The organism is Nocardiopsis protaetiae (assembly GCF_045446735.1).
GTDB classification, from domain to species: domain Bacteria; phylum Actinomycetota; class Actinomycetes; order Streptosporangiales; family Streptosporangiaceae; genus Nocardiopsis; species Nocardiopsis protaetiae.
The window spans coordinates 18,023-37,668 of record NZ_JBJJBV010000016.1 but is presented as its reverse complement, the minus strand read 5'-3'; the positions used below and the strand labels follow the sequence as shown (position 1 = coordinate 37,668).

At 73.2% G+C, this 19,646-nt stretch carries 15 protein-coding genes; 8 read left to right on the top strand and 7 right to left on the bottom strand.

The features are described 5' to 3' along the window. Positions 1–14 precede the first annotated feature (14 nt). Positions 15–1,040, top strand: coding sequence for a serine/threonine-protein kinase (locus ACJOT3_RS04350; protein ID WP_406969029.1), 1,026 nt, complete (start codon positions 15–17; stop codon positions 1,038–1,040). On the opposite strand, the gene ACJOT3_RS04345 is transcribed toward ACJOT3_RS04350, so the two are convergent. Further along, complete coding sequence (locus ACJOT3_RS04345) at positions 1,025–1,570, bottom strand: hypothetical protein (protein WP_406969005.1); 546 nt, start codon at positions 1,568–1,570, stop codon at positions 1,025–1,027. The two genes, ACJOT3_RS04350 and ACJOT3_RS04345, sit on opposite strands and share 16 nt — an antisense overlap. A 250-nt stretch (positions 1,571–1,820) precedes the next feature. Between ACJOT3_RS04345 and ACJOT3_RS04340 the strand changes: the two genes are divergently transcribed. Then, positions 1,821–3,947 carry a bifunctional metallophosphatase/5'-nucleotidase gene (locus tag ACJOT3_RS04340; protein ID WP_406969003.1) on the top strand — a complete coding sequence of 709 codons (2,127 nt, stop codon included), beginning with the start codon at positions 1,821–1,823 and terminating at the stop codon, positions 3,945–3,947. An 83-nt stretch (positions 3,948–4,030) separates the two neighbouring features. Here ACJOT3_RS04340 and ACJOT3_RS04335 read toward each other — a convergent pair whose 3' ends face one another. Both ACJOT3_RS04335 and ACJOT3_RS04330 read right to left on the bottom strand, forming a co-directional pair. Continuing rightward, the gene (locus ACJOT3_RS04335; protein ID WP_406969001.1) at positions 4,031–4,444 is read right to left on the bottom strand and encodes a hypothetical protein; all 414 of its coding nucleotides are present in this window, start codon (positions 4,442–4,444) and stop codon (positions 4,031–4,033) included. Between the two features lie 174 nt (positions 4,445–4,618). After that, the gene (locus ACJOT3_RS04330; protein ID WP_406968999.1) at positions 4,619–5,509 is read right to left on the bottom strand and encodes a hypothetical protein; all 891 of its coding nucleotides are present in this window, start codon (positions 5,507–5,509) and stop codon (positions 4,619–4,621) included. Between the two features lie 355 nt (positions 5,510–5,864). On the opposite strand from ACJOT3_RS04330, the gene ACJOT3_RS04325 reads away from it, so the two are divergent. Beyond that, positions 5,865–6,533, top strand: a complete 669-nt coding sequence (locus tag ACJOT3_RS04325; RefSeq protein WP_017570862.1) for a response regulator transcription factor — start codon at positions 5,865–5,867, stop codon at positions 6,531–6,533. Between the two features lie 58 nt (positions 6,534–6,591). After that, complete coding sequence (locus ACJOT3_RS04320) at positions 6,592–7,878, top strand: sensor histidine kinase (protein WP_406968996.1); 1,287 nt, start codon at positions 6,592–6,594, stop codon at positions 7,876–7,878. 51 nt (positions 7,879–7,929) lie between these two features. Here ACJOT3_RS04320 and ACJOT3_RS04315 read toward each other — a convergent pair whose 3' ends face one another. The 3 genes from ACJOT3_RS04315 to wecB all read right to left on the bottom strand — a co-directional run bounded on the left by ACJOT3_RS04315 (position 7,930) and on the right by wecB (position 13,422). Then, positions 7,930–10,125: a glycosyltransferase gene (locus ACJOT3_RS04315; RefSeq protein ID WP_406968994.1), complete on the bottom strand. Its 2,196-nt coding sequence runs from the start codon at positions 10,123–10,125 to the stop codon at positions 7,930–7,932. Positions 10,126–10,183: 58 nt separating this feature from the next. After that, positions 10,184–11,941, bottom strand: a complete 1,758-nt coding sequence (locus ACJOT3_RS04310) for a hypothetical protein (protein ID WP_406968992.1) — start codon at positions 11,939–11,941, stop codon at positions 10,184–10,186. A 368-nt stretch (positions 11,942–12,309) separates the two neighbouring features. Then, on the bottom strand, positions 12,310–13,422 hold the full coding sequence (wecB, locus tag ACJOT3_RS04305; protein WP_406968990.1) for a non-hydrolyzing UDP-N-acetylglucosamine 2-epimerase: 1,113 nt from the start codon (positions 13,420–13,422) through the stop codon (positions 12,310–12,312). A gap of 218 nt (positions 13,423–13,640) precedes the next feature. Here wecB and ACJOT3_RS04300 point away from each other — a divergent pair, with 218 nt between their 5' ends. The 4 genes from ACJOT3_RS04300 (at position 13,641) to ACJOT3_RS04285 (ending at position 19,236) form a co-directional block, all read left to right on the top strand. Beyond that, complete coding sequence (locus tag ACJOT3_RS04300; protein WP_406968988.1) at positions 13,641–15,389, top strand: glycosyltransferase family 4 protein; 1,749 nt, start codon at positions 13,641–13,643, stop codon at positions 15,387–15,389. Positions 15,390–15,497: 108 nt separating this feature from the next. Continuing rightward, entirely contained in the window at positions 15,498–16,862 is a 1,365-nt protein-coding gene (locus ACJOT3_RS04295) for a nucleotide sugar dehydrogenase (protein WP_406968986.1), read from the top strand. 505 nt (positions 16,863–17,367) lie between these two features. After that, a complete protein-coding gene (locus ACJOT3_RS04290) occupies positions 17,368–18,540 on the top strand; it encodes a glycosyltransferase (protein ID WP_406968984.1) in 1,173 nt (390 codons plus the stop codon). A 93-nt stretch (positions 18,541–18,633) separates the two neighbouring features. Continuing rightward, positions 18,634–19,236 (top strand): malonic semialdehyde reductase, encoded by a 603-nt coding sequence (locus ACJOT3_RS04285; RefSeq protein ID WP_406968982.1) that lies wholly within the window; start codon positions 18,634–18,636, stop codon positions 19,234–19,236. 75 nt (positions 19,237–19,311) lie between these two features. Here the strand turns inward: ACJOT3_RS04285 and ACJOT3_RS04280 are convergent, their stop codons facing one another. Next, the gene (locus ACJOT3_RS04280) at positions 19,312–19,533 is read right to left on the bottom strand and encodes a hypothetical protein (RefSeq protein WP_406968980.1); all 222 of its coding nucleotides are present in this window, start codon (positions 19,531–19,533) and stop codon (positions 19,312–19,314) included. Between the last annotated feature and the right edge of the window lie 113 nt (positions 19,534–19,646).

Here is a 19,646-nt window from a genome sequence, read left to right as displayed (position 1 = left end):
TGATCGGAGCCCTCATGAAGGCGCGCGGCATCCGCAGACTCCACCCCCTGGAACCCGGCGACCCGCAGGAGGTCGGCGGTCACCGAATCGTGGGCCGGGTCGGCTCGGGGGGCATGGGCACCGTCTACGCCGCCTCCTCGCCGGGGTCCGGCGGCTACATGGCGGTCAAGGTGATCCACGCCGAGCAGGCCTCCGACCACCGGTTCCGGGACCGGTTCGCCCTAGAGGCACGGTTGTTGGCGCGGGTGAACAGCCCCTCGGTGGCGCGGTTCGTGCGGGCCGACGTGCAGGCCGAGCTGCCGTGGATGATCACCGAGTACGTGCCCGGCCCCACCCTGCGCCACCACGTGGAGCGGTTCGGCCGGCTCAAGAAGGGGATGCTGCTCGGGGTCGCCGCCGGGACCGCGGAGGCGCTGCGCGCCATCCACGCCGCCGGGGTGGTGCACCGGGACCTGAAGCCGAGCAACGTGGTGCTGTCGGCCAAGGGTCCCAAACTGGTGGACTTCGGGATCGCGCACCCCGTGGAGGACCCCGACCCCACCAAGTGGATCCGGCTGCGGCGGATGCGCCGCGCCTACCGCGACCTCAAGCTTCCGTCGCCGGAGTCGCTGCCCGACGCGCGGATCGCCGCCTGGGTGGACAAGCTGGGCACGCCCGGGTGGATCAGCCCGGAGCAGTACTCGCGCCAGCCCACGACGCAGCGCTCGGACGTGTTCCTGTGGGGGACGACGGTGGCGTTCACGGCGCTGGGCCACGACCCGTTCGGGCGGGCCGACCCCAAGGAGATGGCCCGGCGGGTGCTGTTCGAGGAACCCGACCTGGAGTACCTGCCGCAGGGCCTGAAGAAGCTGGTCGAGGCGGCCGTGGCCAAGGACCCCGAGGACCGGCCGGAGGCGGCCGAACTGCTGCGGGAGCTACTGGCCCTGGAGGGCGCGGCGACGGTGCGCGAACTGATGGAGCGGTCCTGGACGGAGGTGGCGGTGCGCCCGCCGGACGTGCCCCGGCAGGGGCTGCGCCTTTTCGGTCAGAGCAGGCCGTAGTGGGCGCGGGCGTCGCGGCCGAACATGACGGCGACCATGTACACCGCGAAGCCCAGCGGCACGACGGCCTCCCAGCCGCCGGAGAGCAGGTTCCAGGCGAGCAGCGCGCCCGCGGCGCCGTGGAAGAGCACCACGCCCCAGAACACGCCGACCGTGCGCCGCCGGATGCGGGCGGCCAGCAGGGTGGACAGCACCCCGTAGACACCGGTGACGACGGCCAGGACGAGGATCATGGACCGCATGGCCTCCACGCCCAGGTCCATCTGGACGCCCTGCTGGGCGAACGCCTCGGCCTGGGCGGCCAGCGCCGCCTCCATCTGCTCCTGGGGGATGACCAGGCCCTGGAGGAGGAGCAGCGCCATGGCGATGCCGCAGGCGCCGCCGATGAACATGAGGATGCGCACGACCGCCACCCGCCGGGGCAGGGGCGCGTCCGGGCGCAGGGCGGCGAAGCTCGCCTCGAAGTCGGGCAGGCCCCCGCGCGGCGGCATGCCGTCGGGCTCGTAGGGGTCCTGGCCAGCGGGAGACACAGCCGTCCTCCAAGGGGTTTCGGGGTCACCGGCACCCCTCATGGTAGGGCCCGGGGGTGGGACACCGGGCCGGACCCGGTGATACGGACGGGTCGAAAAATCTCCTGCGGTACGGCAGATTCTACAAATCGTAACCCTGGGGCCCATGACCCCCGGAGAGATCACATCTAAGGTTGCGTCTCTGGGCCCGCTTCCACCCCGAGCGGTAACACGACGATCCCCTGATCCCCCCATGAAGGAGCACGGACCCATGTCCAGACTCGTGCGCGCCTCGGCCGCACTGATGCTGACGGGCGCTTTCACGGTGCCGTTCGCCCCCGCGGCGGGCGCCGCCGTCCCGCAGGAGCCCGCCGCCGGCGACACCGCGTTCACGCTGTCGCTGCTGCACGCCAACGACCCGGAGTCGCAGCTGCTGGCCGCCTCCGGCCAGGACGGCTTCGGCGGCGCGGCCCGGTTCACCACCCTCATCAACCAGCTGCGCGACGCCGAGGAGTCCGGGGCGCAGGCCGGTGGCGACGAGGCCGACAGCCGCGGTGTGGTGACCGTCAACTCCGGCGACATGTACCTGCCCGGCCCGGAGTTCGCCGCCTCCCGCGAGGACGGCGCCCCGTTCTACGACGCGGTGGCCGCCCGGTACGCGGGCTACGACGCGATCTCCATGGGCAACCACGAGTTCGACTTCGGCCCGGACGTCTACGCCGAGTTCATCGAGCAGTTGCCGGACGTGCCGGTGGTGGCCGCCAACGTCGACGTCTCCAAGGAGCCGTCGCTGGCCGCGCTGGAGCAGGCCGGCCGGATCGCGCCCAGCACCGTCGTCGAGACGGGCGGGGAGAAGGTCGGCATCGTCGGCGCGCTCTACCCGCCGCTGGCCACCATCACCAGCCCGCGCGACGTGGTGGTCGAGGACCTCATCGACCCGGTTCAGAATGAGGTCGACCGCCTCGAAGCGGCCGGTGTGGACAAGATCATCATGATCTCGCACCTGCAGAACATCACCTACGAGGAGCGGGTCGCCCAGGAGCTCACCGGGATCGACGCGATCGTCTCGGGCGGCGGGCACGAGGTCATGGCCAACCCGGACGACGCCCTGGTCCCCGGGGACACGGTCACCAACCACCCGGGCACCGGGCAGCCGCTCTCCTACCCGCTGGTCGCCACCAACCCCGACGGCGAGACCGTGCCGATCGTCACCGCGGGCTCCAACTACAAGTACGTGGGCCTGCTGGTCCTGAACTTCGACGCCGACGGCAACGTGACGTCGGTGTCGGACCGCTCCGGCGCCGTCCGGGTCTCGGGCACCGGGGACGACGCGGTCGCCCCGCACCCCGACGTGGAGGCGCAGGTCACCAAGCCGGTCACCGACTACGTGGCCGAGCTGGCCGAGACCGTGGTCGCCCAGAGCGAGGTGGACCTCAACGGCGTCCAGAACCCGGGCGTGCGCACCCAGGAGACCAACCTGGGCAACCTGGTGGCCGACGGCCTGCTCGACACCGGTGTCCGCAACGCCGCGCGGTACGGCGTTCCCGAGCCGCAGATCGGCATCCAGAACGGCGGCGGCATCCGCAACGCCTCGGTGATCCCGGCCGGTCCGCTGACCGCGCTGGACACCTACTCGATCGCCCCGTTCGCCAACCAGGTGGCCGTGGTGCCCGACCTCCCGCGCTCCCAGATCAAGGAGCTGCTGGAGCAGGGCGTCTCCGCCGCCCCGGCCGCCAGCGGCGGCTTCATGCAGGTGGCGGGCGTGAACTTCGCCTACGACCCGGAGCGGACCGCCCAGGTGGCCGCGCCGGACGGCACCATCACGACGCCGGGTGAGCGGGTCCGCAACGTGATCCTGCACGACGGCACGGTCATCGTGGAGGACGGCAAGGTCGTGGCCGGCGACCCGATCACGGTGGTCACCAACGACTTCTCCGCCCGGGGCGGCGACCTGTACCCGTTCCGCGGGGCGGACTTCACCGTGGTGGGCTCCACCTACCAGGGTGCCCTGGAGCGGCTGGTCACCGACACCCTGAAGGGGGAGATCACCGAGGCCGCCTACCCCGAGGGCGGTTCCGGCCGCATCGTCGTGGGCGAGGAGGCGACCGTCCCCGAGCCGGGCACCGGCCCGAGCCCGAGCCCGTCCCCGTCGCCGACCGACGGCCCCTCGACCGGGCCGACCGACGGTCCGACGGACGGCCCGAGCGGCAAGCCCTCCGACCCGGCGAGCCAGAGCCCGAGCCCCAAGCCGGGCAACGGCTCGCTGCCCAGGACCGGTACCGCGATCCTGGGCCTGGTCGCGGCCGCCGTGGTCGCGGTGGGCGCGGGTGGCACGGCCCTGTACATGAGCCGCAAGCGCAAGGCGGTGGCGGCGGACGGCGCCGCCCCTGACTCCTGACCGCGGTAACACGCGGTAGGCGAGGGCCCCGCCGGACTTTCCGTCCGGCGGGGCCCTTCGTGTTCCCGGGTGGTCGCGCTCCCTCAGCAGTGGGGCAGGCCCTCGATGGGCCTCCAGGGCTGGGAGACGCGCAGGGCGGTGGCGCTGACGAAGACGTCGCGGTCGCCGGTGTCGTCGTCGGTGAGCACCCACCAGGTGGAGAAGGCGCCCTTGCCGTCGGAGTGGGCGGTGCCCTCGGTCTGGCAGAAGAAGTAGTGCCGCCCCGCCCACAGCCACCCGCTGGTGGGGTGGCGGGTGTCCGGCGACCAGTACGAGCGGGCGTCGCGCCAGGTCGTGTAGTAGTGGCGGACGGAGAGGGCGCCGCGCTCCGCGGCGTCCGTTCCGGCCGGCTTCACGGGGGCCGCGGCCTGGGCCGCCGCGACCGGGGCCGCCAGGCTCAGGGGCAGGGCCAGGGCGACCGCGACGGCAGCCGCGCGCAGTGTGCCTGCTCGGGTCATCGGAATGCTCCTCGACTCCCCCGGACACCGGTGCGCCCGCACTCCGGGACGGATGTTCCTGCTGGAATGTGGTGATGGGCGGCGATCACCGCCCACCACCACATTGTCACTCAGAGTGAACAATTCGTCCCGTTGCGACACGAGCCCGACCGCGGAGCCGAATCAGGCAGCGGATCAGAGGCAGGCCACCACGTCGCGGGTGAACTGCGCGATCTCGTCGCGCTGGGCCTGGTCGGTGCCGGACTCCTCGAACCAGATGAGGACGAAGTGGCAGGCGTCCTGGACGTCGACGGCGTCGCTCTCGCCCTCCTCCAGGTCCTGTTCGAGCAGCACCGCCGCCAGGATCGCCGCACCCTCACTGGGGAACGCGATCACCCGGACCAGCGGGGTGTCGGTGGCCGAGGTGCACTGGAACGGCGCGGGCTCCTCGTCCTCCGAGGCGCAGATCTCGCCGGTCAGGTTGCTCCGGCTGGGGATGTCGTACTCCTCCCGCAGCTCGGCGACCAGCTCGTCGGCGGTAAGCAGGTCCTCGGGCGGGAGGGTGGGTCGCTCGGTCGGCTCGAACGTGGGCCCGGGGGTCGGGGCCGGCTCGGTGGGCTCGGGTTCGGGGGTGGGGGACTCCTGCGCCGAGGGCGAGGGCGAGGGGCTCGGCTCGGCGGCGGCCGACCCGGCGATGACCCGGTTGCCCCAGAGCAGTCCGCCGCCCAGGAAGGTACCGCCCGCCAGGACGGTGATGACCACGAGGACGGCCAGCAGGCCGGTGCCGTACGTGCTTCTCGGCGGGGGCGGGCCGCCGGGGTTCGGTCCCCCCGGAGGCGGCCCGGCCGGGGGCGGCGGGCCTCCCGCGGGCGGCGGCCCCACCGGCGGCCCCATCGGGGGCTGCCCCGGAGGCCGTGCGGGCGGCGGCGCCTGCCCGCCCGGCGCCTGCCCACCCTGTGCCTGTCCACCCTGGTTCGGCGGCGGCGCCTGCGGCACCTGCCCGCCCTGGTACGGGGGCCGCCCGGGCGCGCCCTGCCCCGGCGGGAGGTTCCATTGCGGCTGCCCGGGCTCCGCGTGAGGGTTCACGTGTGCTCTCTCCTCGTCATCGGCGTCGAGCGGTCGACGGCGAAGCCCGGGGATCTCCTCACTCCGATGCCCGAATCACCGTGATACTGCCACCCTTTCATCCCGGATCATCCCATTGGTCCCGCCGAAACGACCAGCCGGGTCCCGGGAACGGTGACCCCTTGGCACCCGTCGGCGACCGAGCGCACACCACTTCACCAAGAACCAGTTTTTCGTCAAGCAAGGGCAAGGAAAGCACACGAATTGAACACCTGAACCATTTGTCCGGTATGTGAATACCGTATTTTCGGCCAACCTTGGGCCATCCGGCGCGCATAATAGGGAAATGCGCGACCCCGGACCTACGATCGACAGCATGACCTGCGTTTTGCTGGCCGAAGACGATGTCTCGATCTCCGAGCCTCTCGCGCGCGCACTCCGTCGCGAGGGCTACACGGTGGACGTGACCGTCAACGGCATTGAGACACTCGACCGTGCCCGAGCGGGGGACATCGACCTGATGGTCCTCGACCTGGGCCTGCCCGAAATGGACGGGCTCGAAGTGGCGCGTCGGCTGCGAGCCGAGGGCCACGGAACGCCGATCCTCATCCTCACCGCCCGCGCGGACGAGGTCGACACCGTCGTCGGCCTCGACGCCGGCGCCGACGACTACGTCACCAAGCCCTTCCGGCTGGCCGAACTCCTGGCCCGGGTGCGCGCGCTGCTGCGCCGCGGCGGGGCGGAGGTGCCCGTCGTCCACGGCGTGCGCATCGACAACGACTCCCGCCGGGCCTGGCTGGGCGAGCGCGAACTCCAGCTCACCACCAAGGAGTTCGACCTGCTGCGCGTGCTCGTGCGCGACGCCGGCAAGGTCGTCACCCGCGAGCAGATCATGCGGGAGGTGTGGGACACCAACTGGTGGGGTTCGACCAAGACCCTCGACATGCACATCTCCTGGCTGCGGCGCAAGCTCGGTGACGACGCCAACCAGCCGTCGTACATCACGACCGTCCGGGGCGTGGGCTTCCGCTTCGAGCGGGACTGATCGGACCGTGTGTTCGACGCGCCTCGGCCGTCTCCCGGTCGGACGAACATGAGGTGACATGCGCAGGCGGATGGTTTTCTCCACCCTGGTGGTGACCGTCATCGCCGTCATGCTGCTCGGCCTGCCCCTGGGTGCGCTCACCTACAAGCTGGTGCACGACGAGAGCAGTCGTGCCCTGCTGGGCGAGGCGGAGCTGATCGGCGCCGAGAGCGACACCATGTTGGAGATCCACGACGAGGTCAACCTCGCCGAGTTCGACCGGGACCACCCCGAGCGATTCATCCGGATCACCACGGCGGACGGTTCGAGCACGGTGACGGCCGGGAACCCGGCCCTGAACCCGAACGCGCCGGACGCACCGCCCCTGCTGCGGGCCACGGCCACGACCGGGCGGGGCACGGTGGTCGAGGTGTGGATGAGCGGCGAGGAGGTCCAGCAGAGCGTGGTGCGCGCCTGGTTGGGCATCGCCTCGCTGTCCCTGCTGGCGATCGGCGTGGCGGTGGGCCTTTCGATGTTCCAGGCCCGCAGGCTCACCCTGCCGCTGGTCGACCTGGCGGCCACCGCCGAGCGCCTGGGCTCGGGGGTGACCACGCCGTGGGGCCATCGCTACGGCATCCCGGAGGCCGACCGGGTCGCCGAGGTGCTGGACCGCAGCGCAGAGCGCATCGCGGGGCTGATCGCGACCGAGCGCCACTTCGCCACGGACGCCTCCCACCAGCTGCGCACCCCGCTGACGGCGCTGACCATGCGCCTGGAGGAGATCATCGCCGAGGCCGGGAACCCCGAGGTGGTCCGCGAGGAGGGCGAGGCGGCCCTCGCCCAGACCGAGCGGCTGGTGGAGACCGTCGAGAGCCTGCTGGGCCGGGCCCGCAAGAGCCAGAACCCGGAGGTGGAGGCGGTCCCGCTGGACCCGGTCCTCAACCACCTCCAGGCCGAGTGGGCCCCGGTGTTCCAGCAGGAGAACCGCAAGCTCCTGGTGACCGGATCACCGGGGCTGACCGCGATGACCGTGCCCACCGACCTGGCTCAGATCCTGGCGACCCTGGTGGAGAACGCCTACAAGCACGGGGCGGGCACGGTGACGATCCGCCGCATCGACACCGGCCAGTCGGTGCGCATCGAGGTCAGTGACGAGGGCGACGGCGTGCCCGAGCACCTGTCCGGGCGGATCTTCGAGCGGGAGGTCAGCGGGGGCGGCGGCACCGGCCTGGGGCTGGCCCTGGCCCGGCACATCGCCGAGTCCGAGGGCGCCCGGGTCGAGCTGGTGCAGTCCCGGCCGACCACCTTCGCGCTGTTCCTGCCCGCCGGGGCGGGCGGCCTGTCCAAGATGACCGGGCCGGTCTGACCGGACCGACCCGGACCCCGGACCGCCCGCCGCACCCCCGCCGCGGGGGCGTCAGGCCCCGACCGGGGCCGGCACCTTGCCCCGCACCACCAGGTCGGTCCACAGCGAGCGCACCCGGCCCAGGCCGTACGCCTCGACCACCTCGGCGCGGGCCCGCTCGGCCTCGGCCGCGAACCGCCCCTCCCGCACCGTCGCGTGGATGGCCTCGGCCATCGCCACCGCGTCGCCGTGGATCCAGTGCGGGTCGTAGATGGTGTCCGCGCCCGGCCAGGGCAGCAGGGCGGGCACGCCGCCCGAGGCCGCGCACTCGGCCGGCGCCAGGTGGAACGACTCGTCGTCGCTGGTGGAGAGCATGAACCCGACCCGGCGCAGCCAGGTGGCCACGTCGGGGCCGAACGGGTCGAACACCACCGCCCCGGCCAGGTTCTCGTCGCGCTGGATCCGCCGGTAGACGCGCTCGAAGTACTCGCGCTCCTCCGGGCGGTTCCAGATCCACCAGTAGTCCCAGGGCTGCTTGGTCTTGACCGACATCGTGTAGCGCGGGTCCATGCGGCGCAGCTCCGCCAGCACGTCCAGGCCGCGGTCCAGCCGCTTGCGGGAGGGCGCGATGCCGATCATGCCCAGGGAGTACTCCGCCCCCGGGAGCTTGGGCCGGGCCAGCTGCTCGTCGTCCACCCAGTTGGGGACCACCACGACCTTGTCGGCGGGCCAGCCGGTGATCTCCCGGGTGAGGTCGGCGTAGTGCGGGCTGACGCACACCACCGCGTCGACCTTGTCGATGTCGAGCTTGCGCGGCCACTCCGCGTACAGCTCGAACCGGTGCAGCCGGACGATGAGGCGCTGGTCGGGCCGCTTCCACTTGGCGTAGAACAGGGCGTTGGGCCCGCACCACTCGCAGATGACCACGTCGGCCCACCCGGCCAGCTCCCGGGACCGGTACTGGTCGTGAGTGCCCAGGCCCTCCCACTCGTCCATGCGCACGTCCAGGCCGGGCAGCGAGGACAGGTACTCGGCGAGCCGGGTGAAGAACTTCATGTCGTGCCCGGCCACGACCACCTTGAGCGGGCGCCCGGCGTCCGTCCCGGCGGGTGCGGGCGGCAGCGCCTCGGCGAGGTGGCCGCGCAGGCGCTCGGCGGCGCGCTCCAGCGTGTGGCCCCCGGCGGCCTCCCGGCAGCGGGCGGCGGCGTCGGCGTACACGGACCGGTCGTGGTAGGCGCGGGCGACCACCTCGGCCACCGAGTCCAGGTCGGCCCCGGCGAACAGCGGGTAGTCGGCGCCCAGCATGGCCTCGTGCATGGGGGTGCGGTTGAGGACCACGGGCAGGCCCAGCGCGCCCAGTTCCAGGACCTTGGTGGACAGCTCCAGGCTGGCGTCCATGGACGGGTCGCGCCAGGACAGGCCGAAGTCGCACTCGGCGGAGGCGCGCAAGGCGTCGGCGCGGGCCATGCCGCCCCGCCAGTCCACCCCCGGGGTGTTCTCCAGGGCCTTGCGCATGCGCTTGGACCAGTCGGCGGGGTCGGCGTGGACCTTGTCGCCGATCATCACGAGCTCGGCGTCCACGCCGCGGCGCTCCAGGGCGGCCGGGAGCCCGGTCATCTCCAGGGTGTTCCAGGCCGGGGCGAACTTGCCGGTGTAGGCCAGGCGGGCGCGGGCGTGCACCTGCCCGTCGGCGCGGGCGTCCTCGGGGACAACGACCACCGGCGGGAACAGCACGGAGCGGCCGCAGGCGGCGGGCACCGACGACTCCAGGAAGGCGCGCAGCTCCTCGGTCTGGCAGAGCAGGAACCGGGAGGCCAGGGCGATCTCGGTGAGTTCGGCGACGGCGGTCGCGGTGAGCCCGTCGACGGCGTGCGGGAAGTCGGTGAGGTAGGTCCACAGCCGCCCGGCCAGGGACTCCTCCTGGGCGGCCAGCCCGGCCAGCCGCTTGCCGCGCACCACGACGAGGTCGAACGGGGTGCGCTCGTGCCGGGAGACCAGCAGCGAGACGGCCTGCTCGGGGGTGAGGCCGCGCGGCCCGGCGTCGGGGACCAGCTTGTCCTCGTAGGGGCGCAGCAGGCGGATGCCGGGCGCCCCCGCCAGCGGCGCGACCAGCCGGTCGGTGCGCACGGGGGCCTTCAGCAGCAGGGTGACCTCGCATCCGGCGGCGGCCAGGGCCTGTGCCATCGACTGTGCCCAGATCGCTGAACCGTCGATGATGTTCAGGTCCACGTCCCCGTACAAGAGTGCGCGCGGAGGAGGTGTGCTCACGTTCTTCCCTTCGGATGCTTGCGGGTGGCCCGTGCCGGGCGGTCGAGGCGGCCGGGGGTCATCCGACGGCGCCGGTCGGGGCGTCCGCCGCGGTGTGGGCGGGCCCCCTGGCGCCCCTGTCGGTCCCGGGGCCGTGATCGGGGCCCAGGGCCAGGAGGCGGGTGCCGCGGCGGTTCCACTCCGCCGGGTTCCAGCCCCGCCGCACCAGGGCGGTGCGGGCCAGCTCCGGGGTCAGGGAGCTGACGAAAACGTACTGCTCGCCGGCGGGGCGGTCGAAGAGGCCCCGCTCCCCCGCCGCGACGGCCGGGGCGGCGACGGTGCCGACGGCGTCGGCGTCGGAGCACTCCACGGCGCACACCAGGTCGGCCAGGCGGTCCGGGCCCACCGGCCCGGTCCACAGGTGGGCCCAGGGCGCGGTGGCGCGGTCGGCCAGGACGGCCCACCGGTCCGGGCGCAGGCCGCCCAGGCGGACGGTGCGGTCGTCGTCGCGGGTCAGCTCCTCGGGGGTGTCCGGGGTGCTGAACCGGGCGGTGCGGACGGTGACGCCCTCCGAGCGCAGGCGCTGGACGCCGGGCAGGCGGCCGGCGGTGTCGGGGACGACGACCTCGGCCGGGCGCAGGCGCGCGGCCAGCAGGGAGTCGGCCAGGTCCTCGGCGTCGGACTCCCCCGCCGGGTCGGCCAGGACGGCGACGGCGCGGCCGCGCAGCGGCAGTTCGGGGCCGGGCGTGCCGGGCGGGAAGTCCAGCCCGGCGAGGATCTCGGCGAGCCGGACCGGGGTGGCGTCGGCGAGGAAGACCTCGCGGAGCATGGTGCGCTGCTCGGCGGCGGTGGGCGCGGCGGCGCGCAGCCGGGGCACGGTGACGGCCAGCCCCTCGGTCTCGCCGGTCTCCTCGGCGACCGGGTCGTGCGGGACGGGGCGGGTGCCGCAGGCCTGGGCGCGGCGGCTCAGCGCCTCGGCGCTCGGCCCCCGGGCGGGGACGACGGCGACGCGGGCGGCGCGCAGGGCCTCGGCCAGGCCGGGGGCGTCGGCGTCGACCGCCCCGGCGCCCAGCCCGGTGAGGATGTCGGGGACCGGTTCGGCCGGGGTGTCGCGGACGAACACGGTCTCGGGGCCCTCGGCGAGGTCGGCGGCGACCGGGTTGAACAGGTGCAGGGGCACCCCGGCGTCCCCCCGGTGGATGCGGTCGAAGCCCAGGGCGCGCAGGCCCGGGGCGGTCGGCGCGTCGTCCAGGAGCAGGGCGGGGATGCCGCGGGCGGCCGCGGACTCCAGCACCCAGTGCAGGGCGCGGGTGCGGTCGGCGGCGGCCGGGTCGCCCACGTGCGCCCACGGCGAGCCGGGGGCCGCGGCGGAGGCGGAGACCAGGACGAGGTCGACGTCGACGCCGTCCATGACGATCTGGGCGTCGTGCGGGCGCAGGGGCACCGCGCGGATGTAGGGGTCCAGGGCGCGCTGGACCTGCGGGCCCAGGACGGTGGCGACGACGAGCAGCTCCGAGGGGCCGCCGGCGACCCCGGCGAGCAGGCGGGCCTCCTGGCGGTCGGCGTCGAAGGAGCGGACCGGCTCGGCGCCGGGGCGCCGCTGCTGCTGGGAGTGGCGGGTGGAGCCGCTGCGCCGCCACAGGCGGTAGAGGTCGCGCGGGAGGCGGACCAGGGAACGGCCGGGCTTCTTGGCCGCGGCGGTGAGCGCGCGGCCCACCTGGAGCGACGTGGAGTCCTCCACCGCCGCGAGGCGGGCGCGGGCCTCCTGGAGCTGGGCCTCGCGTTCGGCCAGGGCCTGCCTGAGCTGTTCGGTCTGGCTCTGTTCACGCCGTTTCACGGTCTGCCACCTTGTGTTCGGATCGGATCGGCGGGACCGCCGGGGTCCCCGTGCGGGTGCACCCCGTCGGGTGGGGACCGCGGCGGGTCCCGGGTCGGGTCCGGATGCCCTTGGTGAGCCGTGTCGCGGGCTCGCGGGGCGCGGTCGGTGGTGTGTGCTGGTGCGACACGGTGGCTCACCTGCCCCTCTGTCGGGGAACGGTACCGCCGGATGAGGGCGGAACGGTGGATTCGCCGGCCTTGTGTCGTGTCGGGCCCTGGGCCGGGTGCCCGTCCCGGCCGCGCCGCGGGGCACCGCCAGAGGTGGTGTCGTCGGCCGCGGGGCGGGGCCCGGGGGCTCTTCGGGGAGGGAGGGGACGGGTCATGGGATCACCTGGACCACTGGGTGAGGACGGCGGCGACGCGCTCGCCGGCGCGGCCGTCCCACAGGGGCGGGGTCGTGTCGAGGAGGGCCTCGGAGCCCTGGCCGTGCAGGACCTTGGTGACGGCCTGGAGCAGGTCGGCCTCGGTGACGAGGCGGTTGGTGCCGTGGGTGATGGTGACGGGCCGCTCGGTGTTGGGGCGCAGGGTCAGGCAGGGGACCCCCAGGACGGTGGTCTCCTCCTGCACGCCGCCCGAGTCGGTGACGACCGCCTCGGAGCCGCGGATCAGGGCGACGAAGTCGAGGTAGCCGAGAGGTTCCAGCAGGTGGACGCGGGGGTGGCCGCCCAGTCCGGCGCGGTCGAAGGCGGCCTTGCCGCGCGGGTGCACCGGCATGACCACGTCGACGAGGTCGGCGATCTCGTGCAGGCGGGCGACCAGCAGCGCCACGGTGTCGGGGTCGTCGACGTTGGCCGGGCGGTGCAGGGTGGCGGCGACGTAGCGTTCGGGCAGGTCCAGGCGGGCGCGCAGGGCGTCGGCGTCGAACCGGTCGAGGTTGGCCAGCAGGGTGTCGATCATCGGGTTGCCGACCAGGTGGACCCGGTCCGGGGAGACGCCCTCGGCGGCCAGGTGGCCGATCGCCTCCGGGGAGGTGGCGAAGAGCACGTCGCTGAGCTGGTCGGTGACCCGGCGGTTGACCTCCTCCGGCATGGTGTCGTCGAAGGAGCGCAGGCCGGCCTCCACGTGCGCCACCGGGATGTGGAGCTTGGCGGCGACCAGGGCGGCGGCGACGGTGGAGTTCACGTCGCCGTACACGACCACGATCCCCGGTCGGCGGGTGATGAACTCCTGTTCCAGGCCGACCATGAGCGCCGCGGTCTGGGCGGCGTGCGAGCCCGAGCCCACGCCCAGGTCGACGTCGGGGGTGGGCAGGCCCAGGTCGCGGAAGAACACCGCGGACATGCGGTCGTCGTAGTGCTGGCCGGTGTGCACCACCGCCTGCTGGGCGCCGCGGTCGCGCAGCGCGGAGACGACGGGGGCGGCCTTGACGAAGTTGGGGCGGGCGCCGACGATGTGAACGATCGGGGTGTCCCGGCTGCCCAGGGGGGCGCTCGCTGCCACGGCTCTCTGGTCTCCTTCTGGTCGTCGTTCTTCTCGTCGCTCGGCACCACCGGTTCCGGTGGGGCCGTGGCGGTCCGGTGGGGCGTTCCTCGCCGGGACGTCCCGTCCGTGTCGCCGTGGTGTCACCGTCCGGCCACATCCGCGTGGTTGGGTGACTGACCGTGCATGACATCCCTGTTTCCGAAGTGCCCCGTCCCCGGACCCGCAGGCTGCGGGCGGTGACGTTCACCGCGTCGACGGCCTGGCGCCACCTGCGCTCCGACCCCGCCCGGACGCCGCTGCTCGCGCTGCGGCTGATGCCGGGGCCGGTCCGGCGCGCGGCGCGCGGCGCGGCCGCCCGGGTGGGCGGGCCGGTGCGCGCCTACGCCCTGTGGGACGAGGGGCGCCGGGCCGAGGCGCGCGAGGCGGTGCTCGCCGCCGCGTCCGGTGCCGGACCCCGCAGGGTGGGGCGCCTGGTGGCGGCCTGCCTGGCCGCCGGGGACGCCCGGACGGCGCGCGAACTGCTCGAACGCCTTCCTCCGGGTCCGGTCCGCGACCGGGCCGTCCACCGGACGGACCTGGCCACGGGGCGGGCCGTCGCCGCGTCCCCGTCCCCATCGCCCGTCCACCACGGGATCACGTTAACCCGCGATGCCCCAACGCGGCCCGAAGACACGGTGAACGCTCGGCGACCGGAAAGTCCCGCAGGTGAACGACTCTCATCGGTCCCGGAGGGGCCGGTGGACGGATCGGGCGTGCGGGTGTTGCATCTGGTCACCAACGCGCTGCCGCACACCAACGCCGGGTACACCCAGCGCACCCACCGCATCGCCGTCGCCCAGCGCGAGGCGGGCATGGACGTGCACGTGGTGAGCCGGGTCGGCCACCCCCTGGACAAGGGGAGCCGGGACGCGCGCACGCTGGTGCGCGTGGACGGGATCGCCTACCACCGGCTGCTGCCGTGGACCGCCCCGGCCGACCCCGAACAGGAGCTGGCGGCGGGGCTGAAGCTGGGTTCGGAGCTGGTGGAGAGGCTGCGCCCGGACGTGCTGCACGCGGCCAGCAACCACCGCAACGCCCGGGTGGCGCTGGCGCTGGGGCGGCGGTTCGGGCTGCCCGTGGTGTACGAGGTGCGGGGCTTCCTGGAGGAGTCGTGGCTGTCGCGCGACCCGTCGCGGAGCGTGGACGACGCGTTCTACCGCCACGAGCGGGAGCGGGAGACCGAGTGCATGCTCGCCGCCGACCTGGTGGTGACGCTGGGCGAGGCGATGCGCGCCGACATCGAGGCGCGGGGGGTGCCGCCCGAGCGGCTGCTGGTGGTGCCCAACGCGGTGGACGAGTCGTTCCTGGAGCCGCTGCCCTCGGGCGCGGCGGTGCGACGTGAGTGGGGCATCGGCCCCGAGGAGTTCGTGGTCGGCACCACCACCAGCTGCTACGGCTACGAGGGGCTGGACACGCTGCTGGAGGCCGTGGCGCGGATGCGCGGGGAGGGCGAGCGGGCGCACGCCCTGATCGTGGGCGACGGACCCGAGCTGGCCGCGCTGCGGGCCCGCGCCGAGGAGCTGGGGCTGGCCGGGGCCGCCCACTTCCCCGGCCGGGTGCCGGCGGGCCGGGTGCGCGAACACCACGCCGCTATGGACGTGTTCGCCGTGCCACGGCGCGACGACCGTGTGTGCAGAGTGGTGACACCGCTCAAACCCGTGGAGGCCATGGCCGGAAGATTGCCGGTTGTGGCCAGTGATCTTCCGGCTCTGCGAGAGATCGTGGAACCTGGGGTGACCGGAGAGTTAATTCCTCCGGGCGAATCGGCAGGTCTCGCTGATGTCCTGACAAAACTCGCTTACAGTCGGGAAAGGCGAGAGGCCTACGGTCTCGCAGGTCGCAGCCTTATCGGCGCGCACCGCACATGGACCGGGGCCGTATACCGCTACAACCACGCGTACCGGGCCCTTATCCGGAAAATGTCCGAACCAGGCCAGATCCCGTGATCGCGGACAACAGCTATCTACACTCGGACGTCCCGCATGTAGTGACGTTCCTGGCTGTTCTCGATGAAGTGCGCCCGTTCACGAAACGAATGCGAGTGTGACCACGAAGTGGATGCCGCAGCCTCCAACCCAGCCCTTGCAGCCGAGCAGTCCCCGGCGACCGGCGACCTTGTCATCATCGGTCTCGGTTACGTCGGTCTGCCCCTGGCCGCAGAAGCCTCTTCCGCCGGTCTCAAGGTCACCGGACTCGACGTGAACGAGCGCGTCGTCCAGGGCCTCAACAGCGGTGTGTCGCACGTGGACGACCTGTCCGAAGAGGACGTGCGCTCCATGCTGGACCGCGGGTTCACGGCGAGCACCGACCCGTCCGTCCTGGCCACCGCCCGCACCATCGTCATCTGCGTGCCCACCCCGCTGTCGCCGGAGGGCGGCCCCGACCTGGGCGCGGTCACCTCCGCGGCCAAGTCGATCGCCGCGCACCTGAGCCCCGGCACCCTGGTCATCCTGGAGTCGACCACCTACCCGGGCACCACCGAGGAGGTCGTGCGCCCCCTCCTGGAGGAGTCCGGGCTGGTCGCGGGCGCCGACTTCCACCTGGCGTTCTCGCCCGAGCGGATCGACCCGGGCAACCCGACCTTCGGCGTGGCCAACACGCCCAAGGTCGTGGGCGGGCTCACGCCCGAGTGCGGGGAGGCGGCGGCCGAGTTCTACGGCCGGTTCGTCGACACCGTGGTCCGGGCGCGGGGCACCCGCGAGGCCGAGATGGCCAAGCTGCTGGAGAACACCTACCGGCACGTCAACATCGCCCTGGTCAACGAGATGGCCATCTTCTGCCAGGAGCTGGGCGTCGACCTGTGGGACTCGATCGCGGCGGCGGCCACCAAGCCGTTCGGCTTCCAGGCGTTCTACCCCGGTCCGGGCGTGGGCGGGCACTGCATCCCGATCGACCCGAACTACCTGTCGTACAAGGTCAAGACCCTGGGGTACCCGTTCCGGTTCGTGGAGCTGGCCCAGGAGATCAACAGCCGGATGCCGTCCTACGTCATCCAGCGTGCCCAGGAGCTGCTCAACGAGTCCGGGCTGGCGCTGTCGCGGTCCAAGGTGCTGCTGCTCGGCGTCACCTACAAGGCCGACATCGCCGACCAGCGCGAGTCGCCGGCCCGCCCGGTGGCGCGCAAGCTGCTCGCCAAGGGCGCCACGCTCACCTACCACGACCCGCACGTGGAGTCCTGGCAGGTGGACGGGGAGGACATCGAGCGGTCCACCGACCTGGACCGGGCGCTGGCCGAGGCCGACCTGACGATCCTGCTCACCGACCACAGCGACTACCGGCCCAAGCGGCTGGAGGAGTACGCGCGGCTGCTGCTGGACACCCGCGGCGTGCTGCGCCGCACGCCCAAGGACGAGGACCCGGCGCTGGTGCCCGCGCAGGCCCGCCGGCACGTTCAGCGCGAGGGGATCCAGGTCCTCTAACAGGGGATCCAGGTCCTCCGACCGACCGAGGACAGGCCGTTCGGCTTCGGCCCTCCGGCTTCGCCCACCCGTCGCCCGCCACCGCCCTCAACGGACGGCCCGGCGGTCGACGGGCCTTCTTTTGCCGAGGCTCGGGCGCCTCCATGGGCGGGAACCTTCGGCTCCTCCGTCGACGTCCTCGCCCACCCGTCGCCCGCCACCACCCTCAACGGACGGTCTTCGGCCACGGTCTCCTCCTCGAAGACATCTCCTCCGGAGCCTCCAGAACCCCGCCGGGCGCCCTCACCTCAGGGCACGCCGTCCCGGACACCCGGTGTCCGACGGCGTGCCCTCGTGTGTTCACATGCCGTCGTGCCAAGGTTCACCGGTTGAACCCCGGGCGTCCACCCCGCCGACCTTTGCGTGTTTCCGCAGGTGAATACCGTGTCGCACAGCCGGTACCGCTGTCCAAAAGCGGATCATCTTCATCAGATGCGCCATACCGGCGACACAGGTAGGTGATGTGATGCACGCGCTTGTGGCCACGGTGGTCCACCACCCGGAGGACGCCCGGATCCTGCACCGGCAGATCCGCGCCCTGCTGGACGCAGGACACACGGTGACCTATGTCGCGCCCTTCCGCGAATGCGGCGTGACCCCATGGAGCGAGCTGCGCTCGGTCGACGTTCCGCGCGCCTCCGGCCGGGAGCGGCTGTCCGCCCTGCGCGCCGCCCGCGCGGTGCTGGCCGAGCACGCGCCCAAAGCCGACCTGCTGCTCTTCCACGACCCCGAGCTGCTGCTGGCGCTGCCGGCCGAGCGCCCGGTGACGGTGTGGGACGTGCACGAGGACACCGCCGCGTCGATCCTCACCAAGCCGTGGGTGCCCAGGCCGGTGCGCCGCCCGCTGGGGATGCTGGTGCGGTCCTTCGAGCGGCGGGCGGAGCGGCGGATGAAGCTGCTGCTCGCCGAGGACGGGTACCGGGACCGGTTCCGGCGGCCGCACCCGGTGGTGCCCAACACCACCGAGGTGCCCGAGGCGCCCACCCGCGTTCCGGGCGACGACCGGGTCGTCTACCTGGGGCACGTGTCGCTGGCGCGGGGCGCCCGGGAGATGGTCGAGCTGGGGCGGCTGCTGCGGCCGCACGGGGTCCGGCTGGAGATCATCGGCGGCGCCGACGCGGGCGTGCGCCCGCTGCTGCGCGAGGCGCAGCAGGAGGACGCGCTGACCTGGTACGGGTTCGTGCCCAACGACCGGGCGCTGCGGATGTGCGCGGGGGCGATGGCGGGCGTCAGCCTGCTGCACGACACCCCCAACTACCGGCACTCGATGCCGACCAAGGTCGTGGAGTACATGGCGCACGGGCTGCCGGTGGTCACCTCGCCGAGCCCGGTGGCGGCCCGGCTGGTGACCGAGCGGCCCGAGGGGCCCGCAGGCCTGGTGGTGCCGTTCCAGGACCCGGCGGCGGCGGCCGAGGCGGTGCTGCGCCTGCGCGAGCACGAGGGGCTGCGCGGTCGGCTGGCGCGGACCGGGCACCGCATCGCGCAGACCTCGTACCACTGGCCGGTCCAGGCGCGGGCGTTCGTCAAGCAGCTGGAGGAGTGGGTGGACGAGGCGGGCGGTCCGGCGCCGCGGATACCCCGCCAGCGCAGTGACGAGCGCACTCCGGCGAGTGAGGGCGACCACACTTACCTGGCCTAGGAAATATCTTCCTAGTCAACAAGGTTGGGTGCGGGTGTACCGACCCGCGGGAGTTCCCGCAGGTCACACCCCACGACCGACCGAGGTACGACCATGACCCAGTTGCTGCTCGACAAGGACGCCCAAGACCTGCTTTTCCGGGCCGCCCGCACCGCCAACTCCTTCACCGACGAGCCGGTGACGGAGGAGCAGCTCGCCGCGATCTACGAACTGGTCAAGTACGGCCCCACCGCGATGAACCTGCAGTCGCTGCGCGTGACCGCGGTCCGCTCCGCCGAGGCCCGCGAACGCCTGGTCCCGCACATGGCCGGCAACAACGCGCCCAAGACCGCGACGGCCCCGCTGACGCTCATCCTGTCCGCGGACACCGACTTCCACGAGCACTTCCCGACGACCTTCCCGGTCCTGCCGGACGCCCGCGACAACTTCGCGCGGATGCCGGTCGAGGCCCGCGAGGACATGGCCGTCAAGAACGCGTTCCTCCAGATCGCCTACCTGATCGTGGGCGTGCGCGCCGCGGGGCTGGCCGCCGGCCCGATGACCGGGTTCGACGCCGAGGGCGTGCGCAAGGAGTTCTTCGGCCCGGACTCGCCGTTGCGCCCGGTCGTGGTGATGAACATCGGCCGCCCCGGCCCGGACGCCTGGTTCGACCGCCTGCCCCGCCTGGAGCGGGACGCCGTCGTCACCGAGGTCTGATCCCGCACCGGCCGGTCCGCCACCCGGCCGGACGGTGAAGGGCCCCTCGCTCCGCGAGGGGCCCTTCGTGCTGCTTCACCGCGGTCCGGGCCCGCCCTGCGGCGGCCCCCACCCCTGCTGGGGCGGACCCTGCGGATACTGCGGCCCGGCGTGCGGCGGCCCGGGGTGGTAGGGCTGCGCGGGCGGTGTCTTGGGCTTGCTCGCCTTCACGATGAGCAGGACCAGCCCGACGACCCCGGCGATGCCGACCAGGACCACCACGGCCAGGATGATGAGTCCGAGCAGACCGGAACCCATACTGCCTCCAGGGGATGCGTGCCCCGAGGCTCACGGGGCGGGGACGCCCATCATGGCACGCCCCGCTCGGGGGCGAAGGCCACGGCTTCGCCATCCGGTTTTCTGGGCGGACA

Excerpts from the sequence above, each read along its gene's own strand:
- ACJOT3_RS04350 (WP_406969029.1), top strand. The coding sequence starts at position 15 with ATGAAGGCGCGCGGCATCCGCAGACTCCACCCCCTGGAACCCGGCGAC.
- ACJOT3_RS04340 (WP_406969003.1), top strand. The coding sequence starts at position 1,821 with ATGTCCAGACTCGTGCGCGCCTCGGCCGCACTGATGCTGACGGGCGCT.
- ACJOT3_RS04335 (WP_406969001.1), bottom strand. The coding sequence starts at position 4,444 with ATGACCCGAGCAGGCACACTGCGCGCGGCTGCCGTCGCGGTCGCCCTG.
- ACJOT3_RS04325 (WP_017570862.1), top strand. The coding sequence starts at position 5,865 with ATGACCTGCGTTTTGCTGGCCGAAGACGATGTCTCGATCTCCGAGCCT.
- ACJOT3_RS04320 (WP_406968996.1), top strand. The coding sequence starts at position 6,592 with ATGCGCAGGCGGATGGTTTTCTCCACCCTGGTGGTGACCGTCATCGCC.
- ACJOT3_RS04290 (WP_406968984.1), top strand. The coding sequence starts at position 17,368 with ATGCACGCGCTTGTGGCCACGGTGGTCCACCACCCGGAGGACGCCCGG.
- ACJOT3_RS04285 (WP_406968982.1), top strand. The coding sequence starts at position 18,634 with ATGACCCAGTTGCTGCTCGACAAGGACGCCCAAGACCTGCTTTTCCGG.
- ACJOT3_RS04280 (WP_406968980.1), bottom strand. The coding sequence starts at position 19,533 with ATGGGTTCCGGTCTGCTCGGACTCATCATCCTGGCCGTGGTGGTCCTG.